Raw genomic sequence first — 16926 nt, forward strand, 5'->3', positions numbered from 1 at the left:
TTAGCTCAAGACGGGCAGGGTATCCACAGTCAATGCGTCAGGCAATCGAATCTCGACCGCAACTGGGAGGTGATCGGAAATTGGCTGGGCCAATACCTCGACACGCTCCAGCGTCAGGCTCGGGCTGAGCAGAATATGATCAAGGCAGCGCTGCGGGCGCCAACTCGGGAAGGTCGCTTCGACCTGCGGCGCAATCAGCCCAAGGTCGCGCAGTGGCGAGGTTTCCAACAGATCGTTGGCGTGGGTGTTCATGTCTCCCATCAACACCTGGTGACGATAGCCGCCAATCAGCTCGCGGATGTAGCTGAGCTGCATCGCACGGGTCTTGGCACCGAGCGCCAGGTGCATCATGACCACGATCAGCGCATCTTCACCCTCGCCGAAGCGCACCAGGATAGCACCGCGACCGGCGGGGCCGGGCAGCGGGTGATCTTCCAGATGAGTCGGTTTGAGCCGGCTGAGGACGCCATTGCTGTGCTGGGCAAAACGCCCCAAGTTGCGATTGAGCTGCTGATACCAGTATGGGAACGCGCCCAACTGGGCCAGGTGCTCGACCTGGTTGATGTAGCCCGAGCGCATGCTGCCACCATCGACTTCCTGCAAGGCCACCAGATCGAAGTCGCTGATCAGCGCACCGATCTTCTGCAGATTGCCGGCCCGACCGGTGTGCGGCAGCAGGTGCTGCCAACTGCGGGTCAGGTAATGGCGGTAGCGCTCGGTACTGATACCAACCTGGATATTGAAACTGAGCAGGCGCAGGCGACCATCTTCCGGGAGGCCGGGTGCCTGCAGGTGATGCTCGTTGACCTGCGGTTGATGCAGGCCAACGCCTCGGGTGGTTCGCACGCGAGCCATGGGTTCGCCGCTTACTTAGCGGCGCGCTCCTTGGCGATCAGCTGATCGGCGACGTTGAGTACGCCTTCCGGGCCGCCGGCGGTGCCGAGGTCAAAGCGGTATTTGCCGTTGACGATCATGCTTGGAACACCAGTGATTTCGTACTTCTTCGCCAGTTCTTTGGCCTGTTTGACCTGGCCTTTGATGGCGAAGGAGTTGAAGGTGGCAAGGAACTTGTCTTTATCGACGCCCTGAGTGGCGAGGAACTCAGCCATGTCTTCAGGCTTGGTCAACTGCTTGCGCTGATTCTGGATCGCATCGAACACTGCGGCGTGAACCTTGTGCTCGACGCCCATGGCTTCGAGGGTCAGGAACATCTGGCCGTGAGCATCCCATGGGCCGCCGAACATGGCGGGAATGCGTTTGAAATTGACATCGGCAGGCAGCTTTTCAGCCCACGGATTGATCACCGGTTCGAAGTGGTAGCAGTGCGGGCAGCCATACCAGAACAGCTCGACGACTTCGATCTTGCCTGGCTGGGAGACTGCAACCGGGTTGCTCAGCTCGATATATTCTTTACCCGCGGTAGCCGTATCGGCTGCCTGAACGGCGGTGATACCGAAAACGCTGGCGGCGACCAGCGCAGCGCTGAGAATCAGTTTACGCATGCATTACTCCTGAGCATTCAGTGGTCACCTCGACGCGACCTCAACTAAGACCGGCCGGGAAGGGTGCGAGTTCGATAGTGTAACGGCAACAGACGAAAAAAAGGGCAGCCGGGGCGCAATGCGTCAGCCGAGCCTCGTAACACCGCCGCCCCCTGTAGAGCGGGCTTGTGTCGCGATGGGCTGCAAAGCAGCCCCAAACTCGACCGACTGGCACCAACCCAGCCACCCTTCATCATTTACCAATCAATCATTAACTGAGGGTTAACCCCCTCAGTGCAGCCCCTGAATATAGCTCGCCAACGCCTCAACATCCTTGTTGCTCAGCTTGCTGGCGATGCTGCGCATGGTCATCGCATCACCATCGTTGGTGCGATTGCCTTCACGGAAGTCGGTCAGCTGCTTGCTGATGTATTGAGCGTGTTGGCCACTCAGATGTGGGAAGCCTGCCAAGGCAATGCCTGCGCCATCGGGCGAATGGCAGCCGGTACAGGCAGGCATGCCCTTGCTCAGGTCGCCACCATTGAACAAGGCACGCCCGCGCTCGACCAGCTTCGGATCGGCTGCGCCGACGCTGCCTTTCTGGCTGGCGAAGTAGCTGGCGATGTCGGCCAGGTCCTGGTCATTGAACGGTTCGAGCATGCCGGTCATTTCCAATACCACGCGCTTGCCGGTCTTGATGTCGTGCAGTTGCTTTTCCAGGTAGCGTTCGCCCTGGCCAGCGAGTTTCGGGAAATTAGGCGCCAGGCTGTTGCCGTCGGGGTTGTGGCAGGCACCACAGACGGCGGTTTTCGCCTGACCGGCGGCGGCGTCGCCTTTGATAGGGTCCGCAGCACTTGCCGCACCTGCAACCCCCATGGTCAACAGCAGACTCACGAATAGTTTGTTCATCAGCTAATCCAACACGGCTAAGGGTGAAATGTTATGTATCGGGACTGCCGCTCATCCAAAGGATGACCAAACGGTAGTCCTCGGTACTGCAGTCCATGCACAATCCACGCGGCGGCATAGCCTTGAAACCCTTGTTAACATGCGCCACCAGTACCTCCATACCCTGCGCCAGCCTTGGCTCCCAGGCCGCCACGTCACCCTTCATCGGGGCCTGTGGCAGTTGTCCGGCGTGACAGGCAGCACAGCTGCGGTTGTACAACGCCTCGGGATCCTGTGTAGCCTGTGCACTGAAAAACGGTAGGAACATACCAACAGCCATTAGCCATTGCGCCTTGCGTAACGACCTTTCAGGGTTGGGGGCCGCGCTGCGTTCTAATGCGCGAGCTATTGTTCGACACCCCATGTGCGCCTCCTTCGCTGGGAGAATGCACACACAAAAACTGGGGCATTATATACTTCCGCGATCCAAACGGAAACGACACTGCTTGCCGAGCCTGGCTCAGGCAACACCCACATCGGATATCCCATGCAAGTCAAGAACCCCATCCTCGGCCTCTGCCAGAAAGCCACCTTCGCCCTTAGCGCCGCCAAGGTCGATCAATGCCCGGAAGACCAGGGTTACGAGGTGGCTTTCGCCGGCCGTTCCAACGCCGGTAAATCCAGCGCCCTCAACACCCTGACCCATGCCAGCCTGGCGCGGACTTCGAAAACCCCAGGCCGCACGCAGCTGTTGAACTTCTTCAGTCTGGACGATGAACGGCGTTTGGTCGACTTGCCGGGCTACGGGTATGCCAAGGTGCCGATCCCGCTCAAGCAGCACTGGCAGCGCCACCTGGAAGCCTACCTGGGCGGCCGTGAGTGCCTGCGCGGGATCATTTTGATGATGGACGTGCGCCATCCGATGACCGATTTCGACAAGATGATGCTGGACTGGGCCAAGGCCAGCGGCATGCCCATGCACATCCTGCTGACCAAGGCCGACAAGCTCACCTACGGCGCAGCGAAGAACACCCTGCTGAAAATCCAGGCAGAAATCCGCAAGGGCTGGGGCGATACCGCGTCCATCCAGTTGTTCTCGGCGCCCAAGCGCCAGGGCCTGGAAGAAGCCTACGTGGTCCTGGCCGGCTGGATGGAACTGGAAGACAAGCCTGTCGAGTAAGCGCTGACGCGAGGGTGCTGTAAGCGGCAAATTGCCGCTGCAGCCAAATCGCAGGCAAAAAAAACCCCGGACTTCGTATGGGGAGGGGGAAGTTCGGGGTTCAAGTCCGGACCGTTAGGGCGGGGTCCAGATATTCTGCCAACACTTAACACAACATAGGAGCATCGAACGGCTTCACCAGCCATTCAGTAGATCTGAGTCCCGCTTCACTGGTTTAGTTCCTCAGCGCTTGCAATTATTTGCGCTAACAGGGGCTGCCTAGCCTGCAAAAACGCCTAAGCAACGTGGGTCCACGGATAGCCGCAGACCCCACGCCAGACGTCTTAGTGCGCCTCGTCCCAGTTCGCCCCAACGCCGACTTCGACCAGCAACGGCACGTCCAGCTGAGCCGCGTCGCTCATGTGCGGGCGGATCTCGGCCTTGATCTGCTCGACCAGGTCTTCACGCACTTCCAGCACCAGTTCATCGTGTACCTGGAGGATCACCCGCGCATCCAGCCCGCTGCTGCTCAGCCAGTTATCCACAGCGACCATGGCGCGCTTGATGATGTCGGCGGCAGTGCCTTGCATCGGGGCGTTGATCGCGGTGCGCTCGGCGCCTTTGCGCAGGGCCTGATTCTTCGCGTTGATATCCGGCAGGTACAGGCGACGACCGAAGAAAGTTTCGACATAGCCCTGCTCGGCAGCCTGGGCGCGGGTGCGCTCCATGTAGGCGAGCACGCCTGGGTAGCGGGTGAAGTAGCGGTCAATATAGTCCTGCGACTGTTTACGGTCGACGCCAAGCTGCTTGGCCAGACCGAAGGCGCTCATGCCATAGATCAGGCCGAAGTTGATCGCCTTGGCGCTGCGGCGCTGGTCGGTGGTGACGGCAGCCAGATCAACGCCAAATACCTCTGCAGCAGTCGCCCGGTGCACGTCCAGGTCGTTGCGGAAGGCATGCAGCAGGCCTTCGTCCTTGGCCAGGTGGGCCATGATCCGTAATTCGATCTGCGAGTAGTCGGCCGCGAGCAATTTGTAGCCAGGGCTGGCGATGAACGCCTGCCGAATACGCCGGCCTTCGGCGGTGCGGATCGGAATGTTCTGCAGGTTCGGATCACTCGACGACAGGCGCCCAGTGGCTGCCACAGCCTGCTGATACGAGGTGTGAATCCGGCCGGTGCGCGGGTTGATCTGGTGCGGCAACTTGTCGGTGTAGGTGCTTTTGAGCTTGCTCAGCGAGCGGTACTGCATCAGCACCTTGGGCAGCGGATAGTCCTGCTCGGCCAACTCGGCCAGCACTGCCTCGGCGGTAGATGCCTGGCCTTTGCTGGTCTTGCTCAGGATCGGCATGCCCAGCTTGTCGTAGAGGATCACCCCGAGTTGCTTGGGCGAGCCAAGGTTGAACTCTTCCCCGGCCAGGGCATACGCCTCGCGCTCCAGCTCGGCCATTTTCAAGCCAAGCTCGCCGCTCTGGATGGCCAGCAGATTGGCATCGACCAGCGCGCCCTGGCGCTCGATCCGCGCCAGTACCGGCACCAGCGGCATCTCGATGTCCATCAGCACCGGCTGCACGCTGGGGGTCTTCGCCAGATGCGCCTGCAGTGCCTGGTGCAGGCGCAGGGTAATGTCGGCGTCTTCGGCGGCGTAAGGGCCGGCCTTGTCCAGTGGGATCTGGTTGAAGGTCAGCTGCTTGGCGCCTTTGCCGGCGATCTGCTCGAAGGTGATGGTGGTGTGGTCGAGGTACTTCTGCGCCAGGCTGTCCATGTCATGGCGGGTAGCGTTGGAGTTGAGCACGTAGGATTCGAGCATGGTGTCGTAGGCGACACCCCGCATATCGATGCCATTGGCCTCATCACCGCCAATTGCGCAGTTGGCCAGAATATTGATGTCGTACTTGGCGTTCTGGCCGATCTTGCCTTTGTGCGGGTCTTCCAGCAGCGGCTTCAGCGCCAGCAATACCTGGTCACGATCGAGCTGGGCCGGTGCGCCTTCGTAGTCATGGGTCAGCGGCACATAGGCGGCCACATGCGGTTCGACCGCGAACGACACGCCAACCAGCTGCGCCTTTTGCGCGTCCAGCCCGGTGGTCTCGGTGTCGAAGGCAAACAGCGGCGCCTGGCGCAGTTTTTCCAGCCAGGCATCGAAGCGGGCTTGGTCGAGGATGGTCTCGTACTGCGGCTCGACCTTGGCCTGCGGCGCTTCTTCTACCGGCGCCGGCGCCAGCTCCTCGCCAACCTTTGCCGCATCACGCTGCACATCGGCGATCCAGCTCTTGAATTCCATTTCGGCATACAGCGCCAGCAGCGCGTCGCGATCCGGCTCGGCGCAGACCAGCGCATCGACTTCGATATCCAGCGGCACATCAATTTTGATGGTAGCCAGCTCATACGACATGAAGGCCGCATCGCGGTGCTCCTCGAGCTTGGCAGGCAGGCTCTTGGCGCCGCGAATCGGCAGCGCCGGGACCTTGTCGAGGTTGGCGTAGACGTCCTTCAAGCCACCGCCGATGCCGGTCAGCAGGCCGACAGCAGTTTTTTCGCCAACGCCGGGCACGCCGGGGATGTTGTCGACCTTGTCGCCCATCAGCGCCAGGAAGTCGATGATGTGTTCAGGGCCGACGCCGAACTTCTCGTGCACACCGGCAATGTCCATGACGCTGCCGGTCATGGTGTTGACCAGGGTGATGTGGCCGTCGACCAGCTGGGCCATGTCCTTGTCGCCGGTGGAGATGATCACCGGGCGCCCGGCCGCCGCACTGCTGCGGGCCAGGGTGCCGATGACGTCGTCGGCTTCGACCCCTTCCACGCACAGCAGCGGATAGCCGAGTGCCTTGACGCTGGCGTGCAATGGCTCGACCTGCACCCGCAGGTCGTCCGGCATGCTCGGCCGGTTGGCCTTGTAGTCGGCGAACAGGGCGTCGCGGAAGGTCCCGCCCTTGGCATCGAAGACCACCGCGAACAGGCTGTCCGGATATTGCCGGCGCAGGCTCTTGAGCATGTTCAGCACGCCCTTGACGGCACCGGTGGGCATACCCTTGGAGGTGGTCAGCGGCGGCAGCGCGTGGAAGGCGCGATACAGGTAGGACGAACCGTCCACCAGGACGAGGGGAGCTAGGCTCATGAGCAGAATCAACCTTTTCGACGGGTCCGGCGCTAGAATAGCCAGATCAATGACGACAAAGGGACAAGGTTATCATGCGGACACTGAATCGCCTGTTACTGCTCGGCCTTCTGGCAACCATGCCGATCGTCTCCCAGGCGGCGGACGACGCCCCATCGGCTGATCCCGATGTGACCATTCGCACGGAAGGCGATAAAACCATTCAGGAATACCGGCAAAACGGCTTCCTGTATGCGATCAAAGTCACGCCGAAAGGCGGCAAGCCTTATTTTCTGGTACGCGCCGATGGCTCGGATGGCAATTTCATCCGCTCCGACCAGCCGGACATGCTGATTCCATCGTGGAAGATCTTCGAGTGGTAATCTGACGCGTACCGTCACATCAACCTGGCACTTCCCGGCGGAAGTGCCCGCATGGGCAACTTTTCATCATGTCAGTTTTCACCCCTGTGTCCCGGCCCGAGCTGGAAACCTTTCTGGCGCCGTATCAGCTGGGCCGTCTGCTCGACTTCCAGGGCATCGCCGCCGGTACCGAGAACAGCAACTTCTTCGTCAGTATGGAGCAGGGTGAGTTTGTCCTGACCCTGATCGAGCGCGGCCCGGCCGAAGACATGCCGTTTTTCATCGACCTGCTGGATGTGCTGCACCAGGCCGACATGCCAGTGCCCTACGCCCTGCGCGACCGCGATGGCCATGGCTTGCGGGAGCTGTGCGGCAAGCCTGCGCTGCTGCAGCCACGGCTGAACGGCAAGCATGTGATGGCGCCGAACAACCAGCACTGCGCCCAGGTTGGCGAACTGCAGGCGCATATCCACTTGGCGACCCGCGAGCAGATCCTTGAGCGCAAGACTGACCGTGGCCTGGACTGGATGCTGGAGTCGGGCGCTGAGCTGTTGTCGCACCTGAGCGAGCACCAGCAGGCCCTGCTGCAGCCGACCCTGGCTGACATTGCCGCGCACAAGGCGCAGATCCTGGCGCTGCCACGGGCCAACCTGCACGCCGACCTGTTCCGCGACAACGTGATGTTCGAAGGCACCCACCTCACCGGCTTGATCGACTTCTACAACGCCTGCTCAGGGCCGATGCTGTATGACATCGCAATTACCGTGAATGACTGGTGCCTGGACGAAGCGGCGGGGATCAACCTGCCGCGCGCGCAGGCCTTGCTCGGCGCCTATGCCGCGCTGCGCCCGTTCACCGCGGCCGAGGCCGAGCTGTGGCCGCTGATGCTGCGGGTAGCCTGTGTGCGCTTCTGGCTGTCGCGGCTGATTGCCGCCGAGCAGTTCGCCGGCATGGACGTCACCATTCATGACCCACGCGAGTTCGAAGTGCGCCTGGCCCAGCGTCAGCATATCGACCTGAAGCTGCCGTTCGCGCTCTAAGCCTTTCAGGAGCGTCCTTGCCGGGACGCTCCTTAAGAGCCGTCAGAGCTGTTCCAGGCAACCGGCCAGGCCGTTCGCAAGGTTTTCCAGCAAGCGCTCGTAGCCTTTGCTGTCCACCGGCTCGCTGCCACCCAGCGCATCCAGCTCGGCTAGCCGCACCGGCAGCCCTGCGGTCAGCGTTTCAGCCAGCCGTGGGCGCAGCGGCGGCTCGCTGAACACGCAGGTCTTGCCCACTTCCTGCAAGCGCTTGCGCATCGCCGCCACGTGTTGAGCACCCGGCTGCACTTCCGAAGCCACGCTGAACACGCCGGTGTGCTTGAGGCCGTAAGCTGCTTCGAAGTAATCGAACGCTTCGTGGAAGACGAAGTAGGGCTTGGCGGCAACGCCCGCCACACGGGTCTTGATCCGCTGATCAAGCGCATCCAGGCGCGAATCGAAGGCCTTGAGGTTGCTCTGATACCGCGCCGCATTGGCCGGGTCGAGCTTGCTCAGGTCGGCCGCCATCTGCCCGGCAATTACCCGTGCATTGACCGACGACAGCCACAGGTGCGCGTCCAGGCTACCCGGGCGGTGGTCATGATCATGCTCGTCATGGTCAGCTTCATCATGACCGGCCTCATCATGGGAATGGCTGTCCTCACCAAAATGACGCAGCTGCATGCCCTTCAGCGACTGCACCGCCACGGTCTGCTTGCTGCGGCTGCCGAGCACCCGCGGCAAGAAGTTCTCCATGTCCGGGCCGATCCAGTACAGCAGGTCGGCATCGGCCACGCGCCGTACGTCGGACGGCCGCAGCGCATAGTGGTGCGGCGAGGCACCCGGCGGCAGCAGCACTTCAGGGCTGCCGACACCCTCCTGAACGGCCGCAGCGATCTGCTGCAGCGGTTTGATACTGGTCAGCACACGCACATCGGCATGGGCCGAGCAGGCGAGCAAAGCGACAAAAAGCACAAGGAAACGGGGCACGGTGAATACTCGACGTGTCAGAAACAGGTAACATAATAACGTCTCCATTAAGAACCGTCGCCGCCCATGTCGATTACCCCGCTGGCCCACCGTCCCCACGACCACTCCCATTGCGTGCACAGTGCGCTGGCTGAAGCCGACGCCATCTGCGTGCGTCAGGGTCTGCGTTTGACTGCCCTGCGCAAGCGGGTGCTGGAGCTGGTGTGGCAGAGCCACAAGCCGCTGGGCGCCTACGATATTCTTGCCGTACTGAGCGAGCAGGATGGCCGCCGCGCGGCGCCGCCGACCGTCTATCGGGCGCTGGACTTCCTCCTCGAGAACGGCCTGGTGCACCGCATCGCCTCGCTCAACGCCTTCATCGGCTGCAGCCACCCGGAACACGCCCATCAGGGCCAGTTCCTGATCTGCCGCGAGTGCCATATCGCCATCGAGCTTGAGCAGGACAGCATCAGTGGCGCGATCATCGCCAGCGCCAACGCGGTCGGCTTCAAGGTTGAAACCCAGACCGTGGAAGTGGTCGGCCTGTGCGGCAACTGCCGAGGCGCGGCATGAGCGACGCCCTGATCCGACTTGAGCAAGTCGGCGTCAGCTTTGCTGGCGAAGCCGTACTGGACAACATCGACCTGGCGGTTGCGCCAGGCCAGATCGTCACGCTGATCGGCCCCAACGGTGCTGGCAAGACCACCCTGGTGCGGGCCGTGCTCGGCCTGCTCAAGCCGCATCGTGGCAGCGTCTGGCGCAAGCCCAAGCTGCGTATCGGCTATATGCCGCAAAAGATCCAGGTCGACCCGACGCTGCCACTGTCGGTACTGCGCTTCCTGCGTTTGGTGCCTGGGGTAGACCGCGGCGCAGCTTTGGCGGCATTGCAGGAAGTCGGCGCCGAGCAGGTCATCGACAGCCCGTTACAGACTGTTTCCGGCGGCGAGATGCAGCGCGTGCTGCTGGCCCGAGCCCTGCTGCGCAAGCCGCAATTGCTGGTGCTCGATGAACCGGTACAAGGCGTCGATGTGGCGGGGCAGTCCGAGCTGTACAGTTTGATCACACGCCTGCGCGACCGTTACGGCTGCGGCGTGCTGATGGTCTCCCACGACCTGCACCTGGTCATGAGCACCACCGATCAGGTGGTCTGCCTGAACCGCCATGTGTGCTGCTCCGGCCACCCCGAGCAGGTCAGCGGCGACCCGGCCTTTGTCGAACTGTTCGGCCAGAACGCCCCGAGCCTGGCCATCTATCACCATCACCACGACCACAGCCACGACCTGCACGGCGCAGTTGTCACCCCTGGCGCCCATGTTCACGGAGAGCACTGCAAGCATGGCTGATTTTCTTCTCTACGCCCTGCTGGCCGGTTTGTCCCTGGCAGTTGTTGCAGGTCCGCTGGGCTCGTTCGTGGTCTGGCGGCGGATGGCCTATTTTGGCGACACGTTGTCGCACGCGGCCTTGCTCGGCGTTGCCTTGGGCTTCGTGCTGGATGTCAGCCCGGCGTTGGCGGTAACCGTCGGCTGCCTGCTGCTGGCGATCTTGCTGGTGACGCTGCAGCAGCGCCAGCCGCTGGCGTCGGATACGCTGCTGGGGATTCTTGCTCCAAGCACCTTGTCGCTGGGCCTGGTGGTGCTGAGTTTCATGCACGACGTGCGCATCGACCTGATGGCCTATCTGTTTGGCGACTTGCTGGCGATCAGCCCAACGGACCTGGGCTGGATCATCGGCGGCAGTGCAGCCGTGCTGCTGTTGCTCGCCGCGCTCTGGCGCCCACTGCTGGCGGTGACCGTACATGAAGAGCTGGCCACCGTCGAAGGCCTGCCGGTAGCGGCGCTGCGCCTTACCCTGATGCTGCTCATCGCCGTGGTGATTGCGGTGGCGATGAAGATCGTCGGCGTGCTGCTGATCACCTCGCTGCTGATCATCCCGGCCGCCGCCGCCCAGCGCCATGCGCGCTCGCCCGAACAGATGGCGCTGGGTGCCAGCCTGCTCGGTGTGGTGGCGGTATGTGGCGGGCTGGCAATGTCCTGGTTCAAGGACACGCCGGCCGGGCCATCGATCGTGGTCTGCGCGGCAGTGCTATTCTTGCTGAGCCTGGCCCTGCCCAAACGCTGAGACACGGGTCTCACTTTGGCGCATCTTGCAACCAATGCGCGGGTAAAGGGTCTGTAAGACTTGTTTTCGAGCGTGCGCACCTGGGTGTAGACTTGCTCGCTTTTTGCGCAAATAGAGAGTCGCAGGAATGAAGCCGTTCGCCTCCCGTTATCTGCTTGTTGCCGTGTTGTCGCTGGGCCTGGCCGCGTGTGCCAGCGCCCCGGTCGAACAGCCGAGCGTGCCTGCCCAGGCCGACCCATGGGCCGAGCTGCAGCAGAACATCGCCAGCAACGAACTGGCCACTGCTGAAGATCAGCTGACCGCCCTGCAAGCCCAGGCGCCGCAAGACCCGCGCGTGGAGCAGCACCAGCGCCAGCTCGCCGAAGCCTACTTGCAGCGCAGCCAGATCGTCCTGCAAAAGGGTGACGTGAATGCCGCCGCGACCGCGCTGGCGCGGGCCCGGGCATTGATGCCGCAAGCGCCGGCGCTGGCCGCCGGGGATGCCGTGGCCCATGCGCGCAAAGCCGAGCTGGACCGTGCCGAAGCTGCCTTGAAGGCCGCTGAAGCCAAGCCCAAGGCGCGCGTGATCGACCCCACCGCACCGAGCACCGTGATCGCCCTGAAAACCACAGACAGCCGCGCCCTGCGCCGGCAGCTGGATGACATCGCCGCAGACGTGGTCAGTTATCAGTGTGAAGTGGTGTTCCAGGTGCCACGCAAGGACGACGCTCCGTGGCTGAAAACGCTGCTGGGCAAGCGCGTACACAAGCTCGACAGTAGCTATGAGCTCAATCAGCGCCATGAAATCCAGCGCTCATTGCCCGCTCAGGTCGTGCTGGTACCGCATCAGCGTTGAAATAAAACCCCGGCAGGCGAGCCTGCCGGGGTGATCGATCAAGCCGGAATGGCTTCTGCAGCAGCTTCGCGCTCCCACACCCGGTGCGCTTCGACCGCTTTGACGAAGGCATCGATCGCCTTCTGATCATTGCCCAGCAACAAGCCCTTGTCTTCGGCCAGGCCGAGTTTGCCGACCAGCGCCTTGCCGTCTTTGGCAAAGGCGATGGCCTTCAGGTGCTTGTACGCTTCCAGCAGGAAGTGCTTGGCCAAACCGCTCTGCCCCAGCGCATCAATTGCGGCCTTGCCGGCCGGCACCAGCACACCATCGAACATGATCGACGGCATGCCTTCCATCGACGCATCCACCGCCAGGCTGGAACCATCGGCCGCTTTTACTGGCGCCGAGGTTGGGCCCAGCAGCATTGGCCTGGCGCTGTGCGCCTCAAGTGCCTTGACCAGACGATCGACGTCCGCCGCATCCACACCGTCAGCCAGCAGCAGGGCAATCTTGCGACCCTTGATACCCACGCTGCCCGGGTGATTGAGCTGGCTCAGCGCTGGCGACTCGGCCAGGCTCGAGCCCTTGACCTGCACGGTGCCTTTGCTCGGCGCCGGCAGACCCAGGTTGGCCGCTACTGCCGCCGCCAGCTTCAGGTCGATATTGGCGAGGATCTCGTTGACCTGACGGGCACGGATGTATTCCCGCTCGACCTTGCCCAGCTCAAAGCTGTAGGCCTTGATGATGTGCTGCTGCTCGTTCGGGCTCATGCTGTGGAAGAACAGGCGCGCCTGCGAGAAGTGATCGCCGAACGACTCGCTGCGCTCGCGAACCTTGCGTGCATCGATCCGCTCCTGATAGCTGTCGAAGCCACCGTCTTCAGCCGCTGCCGGGGTTTCCTTCGGCCAGCCGCCATCGATGCTGTTCGGCTCGTACGAGGCACGGCCCTTGTTGATTTCCATGCGGTGCATGCCATCGCGCTGGCCGTTGTGGTTGTGCGCAACCGGACGGTTGATCGGGATCTCATGGAAATTCGGGCCACCGAGGCGGCTGATCTGCGTGTCGGTGTAGGAGAACAGGCGGCCCTGCAGCAGCGGATCGTTGGTGAAGTCGATACCCGGCACGATATGGCCAGGGCAGAAGGCGATCTGCTCGACCTCGGCGAAGAAGTTGTCCGGGTTGCGGTTGAGCACCATCTTGCCCAACGGCGTCACCGGCACCAGCTCTTCGGGGATGATCTTGGTCGGGTCGAGCAGGTCGAAGTCGAACTTGTGCTCGTCGGCCTCAGGCACGATCTGCACGCCCAGTTCCCACTCAGGGTAGTCGCCGGTTTCAATCGCTTCGGAAAGGTCGCGACGATGGAAATCGGTGTCCTTGCCGGCCAGCTTCTGCGCCTCGTCCCACAACACCGAGTGCACGCCTTGCTTCGGCTTCCAGTGAAACTTGACGAAGCTGGCCACGCCTTCGGCGTTGATCAGGCGGAAGGTATGCACGCCAAAGCCTTCCATCATCCGCAGGCTGCGCGGGATAGCCCGGTCGGACATCGCCCAGATGACCATGTGCGCCGACTCCGGCACCAGCGAGACGAAGTCCCAGAAGGTGTCATGAGCCGAACCGCCGGTGGGCATTTCATTGTGTGGCTCAGGTTTCACCGCATGAACGAAGTCGGGGAACTTGATCGCGTCCTGAATGAAGAACACCGGCATGTTGTTGCCGACCAGGTCGAAGTTGCCTTCGTCGGTGTAGAACTTCACGGCGAAGCCGCGCACGTCGCGCACCGTGTCACCGGAGCCACGGGGGCCCTGCACGGTGGAGAAGCGCACGAACACCGGAGTGATTTTCTCCGGGTCCTGGAGGAAACCGGCCTTGGTCAGCTCGGCATGCTTGCCGTAGCTCTGGAAGTAACCATGGGCGCCAGTGCCACGGGCATGGACGATGCGCTCGGGGATGCGCTCATGGTCAAAGTGGGTGATTTTTTCACGCATGATGAAATCTTCGAGCAACGACGGCCCGCGCGCACCCGCTTTGAGGGTGTTCTGGTTGTCGGCGATCTTGACGCCCTGATTGGTCCGCAGTGCCTCGCCGGTAGCGTCGCTACGGTAGGCTTCCAGACTCTGCAGTTTGGCGTTGGTGTTGGCACGGTCCGGGGTGTCGGTACCGGCCATCTCACTCTGTTTCGGGGTATCCGGGTGCTTGCGCGACATGTCGGCTCTCCTCATCGGTATTCAGGGCGGCCCATTCGGGCTCGTTAGCTAGTGACTGATGGCCGTGCGCATGCGTTCAATTCCATTGCCGACTGTCGCGTTATGCCGGTTGGATTGGACCAATACGAAATAAATGCTAAGAAGACCCAGGGGAAAAGGCTAAAATGCGCCCCCCGGCTTACCGCCAGACCCTATTTCCATTGCGCCCCACAAGGTTCGCTCAGTGATCGAGTTTCAACATGTGCACAAGACCTACCGCGTCGCCGGTAGGGACATCCCCGCCCTGAACCCGACCAGCCTGACCATTGAAAATGGCCAGGTGTTCGGCCTGATCGGCCACTCCGGCGCTGGCAAGAGCACCTTGCTGCGCCTGATCAACCGCCTCGAAGCGCCCAGCGGTGGCAAGATCATCGTCGATGGTGAAGACGTTACCGGCTTCGATGCCAACCAGCTGCGGCGCTTCCGCCAGCAGGTCGGGATGATCTTCCAGCACTTCAACCTGCTGGCCTCCAAGACCGTGGCCGACAACGTTGCGTTGCCGCTGACCTTGGCCGGTGAGCTGTCGCGCAGCGAAATCGACCAGCGCGTCACCGAGCTGCTGGCGCGGGTCGGCCTGTCCGATCACGCCAAAAAATATCCGGCGCAGCTCTCCGGCGGGCAGAAGCAACGTGTCGGCATTGCCCGCGCGCTGTCGACCCGGCCGAAGATTTTGCTGTGCGACGAAGCCACCAGCGCCCTCGACCCGCAGACCACGGCCTCGGTGCTGCAACTGCTGGCCGAGATCAACCGCGAATTGAAACTGACCATCGTCCTGATCACCCATGAAATGGACGTGATCCGTCGGGTCTGCGACCGCGTGGCGGTGATGGACGCCGGCCTGATCGTCGAGCAAGGCAGTGTTGCCGAGGTGTTCCTGCACCCGCAGCACCCGACCACCAAGCGTTTTGTCCAAGAGGACGAGCAAGTCGACGAAGGCGAACAGCGCGACGACTTTGCCCACGTGCCAGGCCGGATCGTGCGCCTGACCTTCCAGGGCGATGCCACCTACGCACCGCTGCTCGGCACTGTCGCCCGGGAAACCGGGGTCGACTACAGCATCCTCGCCGGCCGTATTGACCGCATCAAGGACGTGCCTTACGGGCAATTGACCCTGGCCGTTACCGGCGGCGACATGCAAGCCGCGTTCGACCGTTTCAGCGCAGCTGATGTGCATATGGAGGTACTGCGTTGATGGACGCTTTGAATTTCTTCGCCAATGTCGACTGGGCCGAAATCTGGCTGGCGACCATCGACACCATGATCATGCTGTTCGGCTCGCTGTTCTTCACCGTGCTGCTGGGCCTGCCGCTGGGCGTGCTGCTGTTCCTGTGCGGGCCGCGGCAGATGTTCGAGCAGAAGGGTCTGTACGCGCTGCTGTCGCTGGTGGTTAATATCCTGCGCTCGCTGCCGTTCATCATCCTGCTGATCGTGATGATCCCATTCACCGTACTGATCACCGGCACCTCGCTGGGCGTCGCCGGGGCCATCCCGCCACTGGTGGTCGGCGCCACGCCGTTCTTCGCCCGCCTGGTCGAGACGGCGCTGCGTGAAGTTGACCGCGGCATCATCGAAGCGACCCAGTCGATGGGCGCGACCACCCGCCAGATCATCACCAACGCACTGCTGCCCGAGGCGCGCCCGGGCATCTTCGCGGCGATTACCGTGACCGCGATCACCCTGGTGTCGTACACCGCCATGGCCGGTGTGGTCGGAGCTGGTGGCCTCGGCGACCTGGCGATCCGCTTTGGTTATCAGCGCTTCCAGACCGATGTAATGGTGGTCACCGTGGTTATGTTGCTGATCCTGGTTCAAGTTCTGCAAAGCGTCGGCGACAAACTGGTCGTGCATTTTTCCCGTAAGTAACCCCAATGGGGTCGGCCAGGCCGACCCGTTCGGGGGCCGTCGCGGCCCTCACAAGGAGTGTTTGATGAAAAAACTGCTTGCTGTTGTTGCCGCTGTGGCGGCTTTTTCGGCGCACGCTGCCGAGACCATCACCGTCGCTGCAAGCCCGGTACCGCACGCCGAGATCCTCGAGTTCGTCAAACCCGTGCTGGCTAAAGAAGGCGTCGACCTCAAGGTCAAGGTCTTCACCGACTACGTGCAGCCAAACGTACAGGTTGCCGAGAAGCGCCTGGATGCCAACTTCTTCCAGCACCAGCCGTACCTGGATGAGTTCAACAAGGCCAAAGGCACCAACCTGGTCAGCGTTGCCGGCGTGCACCTGGAGCCACTGGGCGCTTACTCGAGCAAGCTGAAGAAGCTCGACGAGCTGCCGGCCGGCGCTACCGTGGTTATCCCCAACGATGCTACCAACGGCGGCCGCGCGTTGTTGCTGCTGGACAAGGCCGGTGTGATCAGCCTGAAGGACAAGAGCAACATCTTGTCGACTGTGAAAGACATCACCACCAACACCAAGAACCTCAAGTTCCGCGAGCTGGAAGCGGCCACCATCCCGCGTGTGCTGACTCAGGTCGATCTGGCCCTGATCAATACCAACTACGCGCTGGAAGCCAAGCTTGATCCGTCCAAGGATGCCCTGGTGATCGAAGGCAGCGACTCGCCTTACGTCAACATCCTGGTGGCACGCCCGGACAACAAGGACTCGGATGCGATGAAGAAGCTGGTTGCAGCGCTGCATTCGCCTGAAGTCAAAGCGTTCATCACCGAGAAGTACAAAGGCGCGGTACTGCCGGCGTTCTGATCGAGCTGACCGCAACACCTGCGGGGCAAGCCCGCCGCCTGCTGCTTGTGCACTGCAGGCGGCGGGCTTGCCCCGCA

General features: G+C 62.2%; 17 protein-coding genes. 10 read left to right on the forward strand and 7 right to left on the reverse strand.

The window, feature by feature from the left end:
* From CXQ80_RS23400 to CXQ80_RS23415, 4 genes are all read right to left on the reverse strand, one after another.
* Positions 1–855 carry an endonuclease/exonuclease/phosphatase family protein gene (locus CXQ80_RS23400; RefSeq protein ID WP_101322701.1) on the reverse strand — a complete coding sequence of 285 codons (855 nt, stop codon included), beginning with the start codon at positions 853–855 and terminating at the stop codon, positions 1–3.
* Between the two features lie 11 nt (positions 856–866).
* Positions 867–1502 (reverse strand): thiol:disulfide interchange protein DsbA, encoded by a 636-nt coding sequence (dsbA, locus tag CXQ80_RS23405; protein ID WP_101322702.1) that lies wholly within the window; start codon positions 1500–1502, stop codon positions 867–869.
* A gap of 270 nt (positions 1503–1772) precedes the next feature.
* Positions 1773–2390, reverse strand: coding sequence for a cytochrome c (locus CXQ80_RS23410; RefSeq protein WP_101322703.1), 618 nt, complete (start codon positions 2388–2390; stop codon positions 1773–1775).
* 31 nt (positions 2391–2421) lie between these two features.
* A complete protein-coding gene (locus CXQ80_RS23415) occupies positions 2422–2709 on the reverse strand; it encodes a cytochrome c5 family protein (protein WP_224785572.1) in 288 nt (95 codons plus the stop codon).
* Positions 2710–2916: 207 nt separating this feature from the next.
* On the opposite strand from CXQ80_RS23415, the gene yihA reads away from it, so the two are divergent.
* Positions 2917–3549 (forward strand): ribosome biogenesis GTP-binding protein YihA/YsxC, encoded by a 633-nt coding sequence (yihA, locus tag CXQ80_RS23420; protein ID WP_101322705.1) that lies wholly within the window; start codon positions 2917–2919, stop codon positions 3547–3549.
* A 323-nt stretch (positions 3550–3872) separates the two neighbouring features.
* On the opposite strand, the gene polA is transcribed toward yihA, so the two are convergent.
* Positions 3873–6647: a DNA polymerase I gene (polA, locus tag CXQ80_RS23425; protein ID WP_101322706.1), complete on the reverse strand. Its 2775-nt coding sequence runs from the start codon at positions 6645–6647 to the stop codon at positions 3873–3875.
* Positions 6648–6721: 74 nt separating this feature from the next.
* Between polA and CXQ80_RS23430 the strand changes: the two genes are divergently transcribed.
* Positions 6722–7009 (forward strand): DUF2782 domain-containing protein, encoded by a 288-nt coding sequence (locus CXQ80_RS23430; protein WP_101322707.1) that lies wholly within the window; start codon positions 6722–6724, stop codon positions 7007–7009.
* A gap of 68 nt (positions 7010–7077) precedes the next feature.
* Positions 7078–8028: a homoserine kinase gene (locus tag CXQ80_RS23435; protein ID WP_101322708.1), complete on the forward strand. Its 951-nt coding sequence runs from the start codon at positions 7078–7080 to the stop codon at positions 8026–8028.
* Positions 8029–8070: 42 nt separating this feature from the next.
* On the opposite strand, the gene znuA is transcribed toward CXQ80_RS23435, so the two are convergent.
* Positions 8071–9042, reverse strand: coding sequence for a zinc ABC transporter substrate-binding protein ZnuA (gene znuA / locus CXQ80_RS23440; RefSeq protein WP_101322709.1), 972 nt, complete (start codon positions 9040–9042; stop codon positions 8071–8073).
* A gap of 18 nt (positions 9043–9060) precedes the next feature.
* On the opposite strand from znuA, the gene zur reads away from it, so the two are divergent.
* The 4 genes from zur (at position 9061) to CXQ80_RS23460 (ending at position 11926) form a co-directional block, all read left to right on the forward strand.
* Positions 9061–9546, forward strand: a complete 486-nt coding sequence (gene zur / locus CXQ80_RS23445) for a zinc uptake transcriptional repressor Zur (protein WP_101322710.1) — start codon at positions 9061–9063, stop codon at positions 9544–9546.
* Positions 9543–10316 (forward strand): zinc ABC transporter ATP-binding protein ZnuC, encoded by a 774-nt coding sequence (gene znuC, locus CXQ80_RS23450; RefSeq protein WP_101322711.1) that lies wholly within the window; start codon positions 9543–9545, stop codon positions 10314–10316. Before zur ends, znuC begins: the two co-directional genes overlap by 4 nt.
* Positions 10309–11091, forward strand: a complete 783-nt coding sequence (gene znuB / locus CXQ80_RS23455; RefSeq protein WP_101322712.1) for a zinc ABC transporter permease subunit ZnuB — start codon at positions 10309–10311, stop codon at positions 11089–11091. Before znuC ends, znuB begins: the two co-directional genes overlap by 8 nt.
* Positions 11092–11218: 127 nt before the next feature.
* On the forward strand, positions 11219–11926 hold the full coding sequence (locus CXQ80_RS23460; protein ID WP_101322713.1) for a PA5502 family lipoprotein: 708 nt from the start codon (positions 11219–11221) through the stop codon (positions 11924–11926).
* A 38-nt stretch (positions 11927–11964) separates the two neighbouring features.
* Here CXQ80_RS23460 and katE read toward each other — a convergent pair whose 3' ends face one another.
* Positions 11965–14109: a catalase HPII gene (gene katE / locus CXQ80_RS23465; RefSeq protein ID WP_101322714.1), complete on the reverse strand. Its 2145-nt coding sequence runs from the start codon at positions 14107–14109 to the stop codon at positions 11965–11967.
* Between the two features lie 223 nt (positions 14110–14332).
* Here katE and CXQ80_RS23470 point away from each other — a divergent pair, with 223 nt between their 5' ends.
* From CXQ80_RS23470 to CXQ80_RS23480, 3 genes are all read left to right on the forward strand, one after another.
* Entirely contained in the window at positions 14333–15340 is a 1008-nt protein-coding gene (locus CXQ80_RS23470) for a methionine ABC transporter ATP-binding protein (protein WP_101322715.1), read from the forward strand.
* Entirely contained in the window at positions 15340–16011 is a 672-nt protein-coding gene (locus CXQ80_RS23475; protein WP_101322716.1) for a methionine ABC transporter permease, read from the forward strand. Before CXQ80_RS23470 ends, CXQ80_RS23475 begins: the two co-directional genes overlap by 1 nt.
* Positions 16012–16075: 64 nt before the next feature.
* Positions 16076–16849, forward strand: a complete 774-nt coding sequence (locus CXQ80_RS23480; RefSeq protein ID WP_101322717.1) for a MetQ/NlpA family ABC transporter substrate-binding protein — start codon at positions 16076–16078, stop codon at positions 16847–16849.
* Positions 16850–16926 lie beyond the last annotated feature (77 nt).

This window comes from Pseudomonas sp. 02C 26 (assembly GCF_002843585.1).
Classification (GTDB): Bacteria; Pseudomonadota; Gammaproteobacteria; order Pseudomonadales; family Pseudomonadaceae; genus Aquipseudomonas; species Aquipseudomonas shirazensis.

Bases quoted from the DNA above. Each gene is read 5' to 3' on its own strand.
- CXQ80_RS23480 (WP_101322717.1), top strand. From the start codon at position 16,076: ATGAAAAAACTGCTTGCTGTTGTTGCCGCTGTGGCGGCTTTTTCGGCG.
- CXQ80_RS23400 (WP_101322701.1), bottom strand. From the start codon at position 855: ATGGCTCGCGTGCGAACCACCCGAGGCGTTGGCCTGCATCAACCGCAG.
- katE (WP_101322714.1), bottom strand. From the start codon at position 14,109: ATGTCGCGCAAGCACCCGGATACCCCGAAACAGAGTGAGATGGCCGGT.
- CXQ80_RS23435 (WP_101322708.1), top strand. From the start codon at position 7,078: ATGTCAGTTTTCACCCCTGTGTCCCGGCCCGAGCTGGAAACCTTTCTG.
- dsbA (WP_101322702.1), bottom strand. From the start codon at position 1,502: ATGCGTAAACTGATTCTCAGCGCTGCGCTGGTCGCCGCCAGCGTTTTC.
- znuA (WP_101322709.1), bottom strand. From the start codon at position 9,042: ATGGAGACGTTATTATGTTACCTGTTTCTGACACGTCGAGTATTCACC.
- zur (WP_101322710.1), top strand. From the start codon at position 9,061: ATGTCGATTACCCCGCTGGCCCACCGTCCCCACGACCACTCCCATTGC.
- CXQ80_RS23415 (WP_224785572.1), bottom strand. From the start codon at position 2,709: ATGGCTGTTGGTATGTTCCTACCGTTTTTCAGTGCACAGGCTACACAG.
- yihA (WP_101322705.1), top strand. From the start codon at position 2,917: ATGCAAGTCAAGAACCCCATCCTCGGCCTCTGCCAGAAAGCCACCTTC.
- polA (WP_101322706.1), bottom strand. From the start codon at position 6,647: ATGAGCCTAGCTCCCCTCGTCCTGGTGGACGGTTCGTCCTACCTGTAT.
- znuC (WP_101322711.1), top strand. From the start codon at position 9,543: ATGAGCGACGCCCTGATCCGACTTGAGCAAGTCGGCGTCAGCTTTGCT.
- znuB (WP_101322712.1), top strand. From the start codon at position 10,309: ATGGCTGATTTTCTTCTCTACGCCCTGCTGGCCGGTTTGTCCCTGGCA.
- CXQ80_RS23410 (WP_101322703.1), bottom strand. From the start codon at position 2,390: ATGAACAAACTATTCGTGAGTCTGCTGTTGACCATGGGGGTTGCAGGT.
- CXQ80_RS23475 (WP_101322716.1), top strand. From the start codon at position 15,340: ATGGACGCTTTGAATTTCTTCGCCAATGTCGACTGGGCCGAAATCTGG.
- CXQ80_RS23430 (WP_101322707.1), top strand. From the start codon at position 6,722: ATGCGGACACTGAATCGCCTGTTACTGCTCGGCCTTCTGGCAACCATG.
- CXQ80_RS23460 (WP_101322713.1), top strand. From the start codon at position 11,219: ATGAAGCCGTTCGCCTCCCGTTATCTGCTTGTTGCCGTGTTGTCGCTG.